Origin of the sequence: Dietzia sp. SYD-A1, from assembly GCF_015356725.1 — a bacterium.
GTDB lineage: Bacteria > Actinomycetota > Actinomycetes > Mycobacteriales > Mycobacteriaceae > Dietzia.
The window spans coordinates 1-5,083 of record NZ_JADDKI010000277.1 but is presented as its reverse complement, the minus strand read 5'-3'; the positions used below and the strand labels follow the sequence as shown (position 1 = coordinate 5,083).

Annotated in this window: 6 protein-coding genes; all 6 read left to right on the top strand. The window is 71.9% G+C overall.

Annotation, left to right across the window (positions count from 1 at the left end; all coding sequences use genetic code 11):
* A partial coding sequence (locus IY392_RS11790) for a tetratricopeptide repeat protein (protein WP_194861327.1) occupies positions 1-812 on the top strand: 812 nt, incomplete at its 5' end.
* Positions 813-882: 70 nt separating this feature from the next.
* Positions 883-1,875, top strand: coding sequence for an HAD-IIA family hydrolase (locus tag IY392_RS11785; protein ID WP_231750543.1), 993 nt, complete (start codon positions 883-885; stop codon positions 1,873-1,875).
* Between the two features lie 10 nt (positions 1,876-1,885).
* Positions 1,886-2,089, top strand: coding sequence for a hypothetical protein (locus IY392_RS11780; protein ID WP_231750544.1), 204 nt, complete (start codon positions 1,886-1,888; stop codon positions 2,087-2,089).
* Positions 2,089-2,907, top strand: coding sequence for a TlyA family RNA methyltransferase (locus IY392_RS11775; protein ID WP_107756354.1), 819 nt, complete (start codon positions 2,089-2,091; stop codon positions 2,905-2,907). Before IY392_RS11780 ends, IY392_RS11775 begins: the two co-directional genes overlap by 1 nt.
* Positions 2,904-3,833, top strand: coding sequence for an NAD kinase (locus IY392_RS11770; protein WP_107756355.1), 930 nt, complete (start codon positions 2,904-2,906; stop codon positions 3,831-3,833). Before IY392_RS11775 ends, IY392_RS11770 begins: the two co-directional genes overlap by 4 nt.
* A 9-nt stretch (positions 3,834-3,842) precedes the next feature.
* The coding region (locus tag IY392_RS11765; RefSeq protein WP_194861325.1) for an AAA family ATPase at positions 3,843-5,083 on the top strand (1,241 nt) is incomplete at its 3' end.

Genomic DNA, 5,083 nt, shown 5'->3' with positions numbered 1-5,083 from the left:
CATCGGGGGCGGGACAGGGCCGAGGATCCGCGGCAGTCGATCGCCGAGGGGGTTCCTCCCGGGGTGACTCCCGTGACGGAGGGCGGCAGGGCGTCGAGCGGCGCACGGCTGGCCGTCCGGGTCAGGACGCCCGGCAGGCCGCACGCGTTGACGAGCCGACTCTCCCCGAAGACATCGAGGCCGCGGACCTCGACACGGAGATCCGACGGGACCTGCGGGGTCTGGACAAGGCCAATGCCGAAGTCGTCGCGCGGCATCTGGTGGCGGCGATGTATTTCGTCGACGACGACCCCGAGCTCGCTCTGGCCCACGGACGTGCCGCGAAGAACCGAGCCGGCCGGATAGGTGTGGTCCGGGAGACCGTCGGCGTTCTCGCGTACCGCGCGCGAGAGTGGTCGGAAGCGCTGGGTGAGCTCCGTGCGGCTCGACGCATCTCGGGAGGACCCGGACTGCTGGCGATGATGGCGGACTGCGAGCGGGGCCTCGGACGTCCGGAGAAGGCCATCGAACTCGCCCGGGGTGACGAGTCCCGTCAGGTCACCGGCGAGGACCTCGTGGAGCTGCGCATCGTCGAAGCCGGCGCGCGAGTGGACATGGGCCAGCTCGACGCCGCCCTCGTGACTCTCCAGGATGCGGGAGCGGACCCGGATGCTGTCGGCGAGGAGGCGGCGCGATTGGACTACGCCTACGCGGAGGTGTTGTTGGCGTCCGGCCGCAAGGACGAGGCGGCCGCCTGGTTCGCCCACGCCGTGTCCGCCGACCCGGATCATCACACGGACGCGGAGTCGCGTCTGGCCGAGCTCGGGGGTTAACTCGGTGTCACCAGGCCCGACGTCAGCAGTACCGCCGTCGGCGGGGTCAGAGTCTGCCGCGTCGGAGACTGTGGCGGCTCTGTCCGATCTGCACGACGCACTTCTCGTGGATCTCGACGGGACGCTCATCCGCGGTACCGAGCCCATTCCGGGCGCCGCCGAGGCGCTGGACCGGTCGGGGCTTCCGGTGGTCTACGTGACCAACAATGCGAGCCGTTCCCCCGGCCAGACGGCCGAACACCTCCGGGATCTGGGATTTCCGGCCCGCGCGTCCGACGTCATGACCAGCGCCCAGGCGGCGGTGATGATGCTGGGTGATCACGTCGACGCGGGGGCGAGAGTTCTCGTGGTGGGTCACGAGAGTTTCCGGGAGCTCGCCAGACAGGCCGGCTACGAGGTCGTCTATTCGGCCGACGACGGACCCGAGGCGGTCCTCCAGGGCCTGTCCCGCGAACTGACCTGGGGTGACCTTGCCGAAGGATGTCTCGCGATCCGGCGCGGGGTGCCGTGGGTCGCCTCCAACACCGACACCACCCTGCCCACCGAGCGCGGTCTGCTCCCCGGGAACGGTTCGCTGGTCGCTGCACTTCGCGCCGCGACGGACAGAGACCCCGTCGTGGCGGGGAAACCGGCGGCGGGAGTGCTCAGGGCGGCCGCGGACCTCGTCGGCTCCCGCCGTCCGCTCGTCATCGGGGACCGTCTGGACACCGATATCGAGGGGGCGCTCGCGGCCGGGATGCCCGCACTGCTGGTTCTGACGGGCGTCCACGGGACCGCCGATCTGCTGGTCGCGGACGCGCACCGTCGCGCCACCCACCTCGCCCCTGACCTGTCCGCGCTCGCCGCGCCGCCGGAGTCTAGTCACATCGACTCGGCCCCCTGGCTCGACGCGAGGGTGGAGAACGGTGTCCTCCACCTCGACGGGCTCCCCGCGACACTCGACGGCGTCGACCTGGCGCGCGGGGTCCTCCGGCAGGCGTGGAGGCACGGTGTGAGCGCCCTGGCGGATCCCGGCGACGGTGCCCGGTCACGGTTCGCCGATGCGGGACTGCTCGTGGGCTAGCGTGGACCGTGTGAGCACTCCCGGACCGACACCACTGCCAGGGCCCGCGGGCCCGGACATCGACGAGCTCCGCTCGGCCTTCGACGATCTGCTCTCCGACTCCGCCGAACCCCGCGACGAGGTCGGGGGAGTTCGCGACGAGCAGGTCGCCGCCTTGGATTCGGCCCATGATCTGCTCGCCCGCGCCCTGTCCTCCCTGGACTCGGCCCGCTGATGGCGGTCGCCCGTAGGCGCCTGGACGCCGAGTTGGTCCGTCGCAAGATGTGTGACAGTCGGGAGCGCGCGCGGGACCTCATCGGTGCCGGTCGTGTGATCGTCAACGGGGTCGCCGCGAGTAAGCCCGCCACGCAGGTGGAACCGACGACGTCCATCGCGGTCGCCGCGTCCGGGGAACCGGACTGGGCCTCGCGGGGGGCCCACAAGCTCATCGGTGCCCTGGACGCCTTCGGGGTGGACGTCGCCGGTACGCGCTGCCTCGACGCCGGCGCCTCCACGGGAGGGTTCACCGACGTCCTGCTCTCGCGGGGGGCCGACCGCGTCGAAGCCGTGGACGTGGGCTACGGACAACTCGTGTGGCGCCTGCGCAGCGACGATCGCGTGGGCGTCCACGACAAGACCAACGTGCGGTCCCTCACCCCCGAGGACATCGGCGGCGAGGTCGACGTGGTGGTGTCCGACCTGTCGTTCATCTCCCTGCCCCTCGTCCTTCCCGCTCTGTCCGCGTGTGTCCGCACCGGCGGGGCGCTGCTACCGATGGTCAAGCCGCAGTTCGAGGTGGGACGCGAGCGGGTCGGTCAGGGGGGCGTCGTCCGTGACCCCGGGCTCCGGATCGACGCGGTCACCGGTGTCGCGCGGGCCGCCGCGGCGCTCGGGCTGGAGGCTCTCGGGTGTGTGGCGAGCCCGCTCCCGGGCCCGTCCGGGAACGTCGAGTACTTTCTTCACCTCCGCAAGACCGAACCGGGGTCGCCGGTGGCACTGACGGACCGGGCGCAGGACGCTATTCGCAGCGCGGTGGAGGAGGGACCGAGATGACGCAGAGCCCAGAGGTGGGGGCGCCCCGCCGCATCCTGCTCGAGGCCAACATCGAGCGGCCGGACATCGTCGCGATCGTCGCCCAGGTCGTCGACGCCTGCGCGCACCGCGGGATCGCGGTGCGGATGCTCGCGGACACCAGCGAGAACGTGGCCACCGGGACCGGTGTGGAGTCGGTAGCGGATACCCCGCACGCCGCTGACGGCTGCGAACTCGTCCTGGTCCTGGGTGGGGACGGGACGTTCCTGCGGGCATGCCAGTACGCGACCGCGGCCGACGTGCCGGTGCTGGGAGTGAATCTCGGGCATGTCGGCTTCCTCGCCGAATCGGAGATCTCCTCTCTCCACGGCGTCGTCGAACAGATCGCGGACCACGACTACCGGGTGGTCGAGCGCATGACGGTCGAGGCCACTGTGATCCACGGGGACACCGTGCTCGGCCGTGACTGGGCACTCAACGAGGTGAGTATCGAGAAGGTCTCGCGGCAGGGCGTCCTCGAGGCGTCGGTCGAGATCGACGGGCGACCGGTGAGCGACTTCGGGTGCGACGGCATGCTCGTCTCGACGCCCACCGGATCGACGGCGTACGCGTTCTCGGCGGGGGGACCGATCCTCTGGCCGGAGCTCGACGCGATCCTGGTGGTCCCGAACAACGCCCACGCCCTGTTCGCCCGGCCCATGGTCGTGGCGCCCAGCTCGCGGGTCGCCGTGGAGACCGGGACCCGGTCCGGACCGGCGGTGGTCGTGCTGGACGGGCGACGAACGATCGACGCCCCCGCCGGTAGTCGGGTGGAGGTGGTGCGTGGCCACAGACCGGTCAAGTGGGTGAGATTGGACGACTCGCCGTTCACGGACCGGCTGGTGACGAAGTTCGAACTCCCGGTCACCGGGTGGCGTGGCCGGTCCACCGCGCGCCCCCTCGCCTAGGGTGGGTGCGTGCTCACGGAACTTCGGATCAGCGGACTCGGCGTCATCGACGAGGCCGTGGCCGATTTCGCCCCGGGCCTGTCCGTCCTGACCGGTGAGACCGGCGCCGGAAAGACCATGGTGGTCACCGGTCTCAGGCTCTTGGCCGGGGGGCGCGCCGATCCGGGGCGGGTTCGTCGCGGAGCGGACAAGGCCGTGGTGGAGGGGCGGTTCGACCTGGCCGCCGCCGAGACGATGCACCCCGAGGACCGACGCGAGCTCGACAGTCTCCTCGAGGAGGCGGACGCGGAGGTCGACGAGGACGGGACGGTGATCGCGGCCCGCCGGGTCGGCGCCGACGGACGCTCCCGGGCCCGGCTCGGGGGTCGTTCGGTCCCGGCGGGGACGTTGGCCCGGTTCTGCGCTCCGGTGCTCGCGGTCCACGGCCAGAACGACCAGCTCCGGCTCCTGCGTCCGGACAGGCAACGGGAGGCCGTCGATTCCCACGGCGGCGAACCGGCACGGCGGGCGCTGAGCGACTACCGGGCGGCCTTCCATCGGTGGCGCGAGGCGGAGAGATCCCTCGCCGAACGCACCGGCCGCGCCCGTGAGCTGGCGCGGGAGGCCGACCTCCTGCGCCACGGGCTCGACGAGATCGACGCGCTGGATCCCCGGCCGGGGGAGGAGGCCGAGCTCGACGCCGTGATCCGTCGACTGACGGATTCGGAAGAGTTGCGCGAGGTGGCGGGCCAGGCTCACGAGGTGCTGACCGGCGAGGCCGAGGCAACCGAGCCCGTCGTCAGCCTCCTCGACCACCTGCGGCAACGGCTCGCGGGAGCGGGGGATCCCGCACTGGAGACCATCGCCACGAGCATCGACCAGGCCGTCGCCGCGCTCGGGGACGCCGCGACCGAGCTCGGCCTCTACCTGGCCGAGCTCCCGGTCGACGCCGCGGATCTCGACTCGGCTCTCGAGAGGCGGCAGGAACTCCGGGCGCTCACGCGCAAGTACGGGACCGACGTCGACGACGTGATCGAGTGGGCCGCGAAGGCGCGGCTCCGCCTGGCGGAGGTGGACACTTCTGACAGCGCGGTGGCCCAGCTCGAGGCCACGGTGGCGAGGCTCGCGGCCGACCTGGAGCAGCGCGGTGCGGAGCTCACCGCGGTCCGCAGGGCCGCGGGGGAGGACCTGGCTCGACGGGTCACCTCGGAGCTGGCCGAGTTGTCCATGGGAGGGGCCGGGCTGGTCGTGCGGGTGGCACCGGCCGGTGA

Coding starts and splice junctions, on each gene's coding strand:
- IY392_RS11775 (WP_107756354.1), top strand. CDS start 2,089: ATGGCGGTCGCCCGTAGGCGCCTGGACGCCGAGTTGGTCCGTCGCAAG.
- IY392_RS11770 (WP_107756355.1), top strand. CDS start 2,904: ATGACGCAGAGCCCAGAGGTGGGGGCGCCCCGCCGCATCCTGCTCGAG.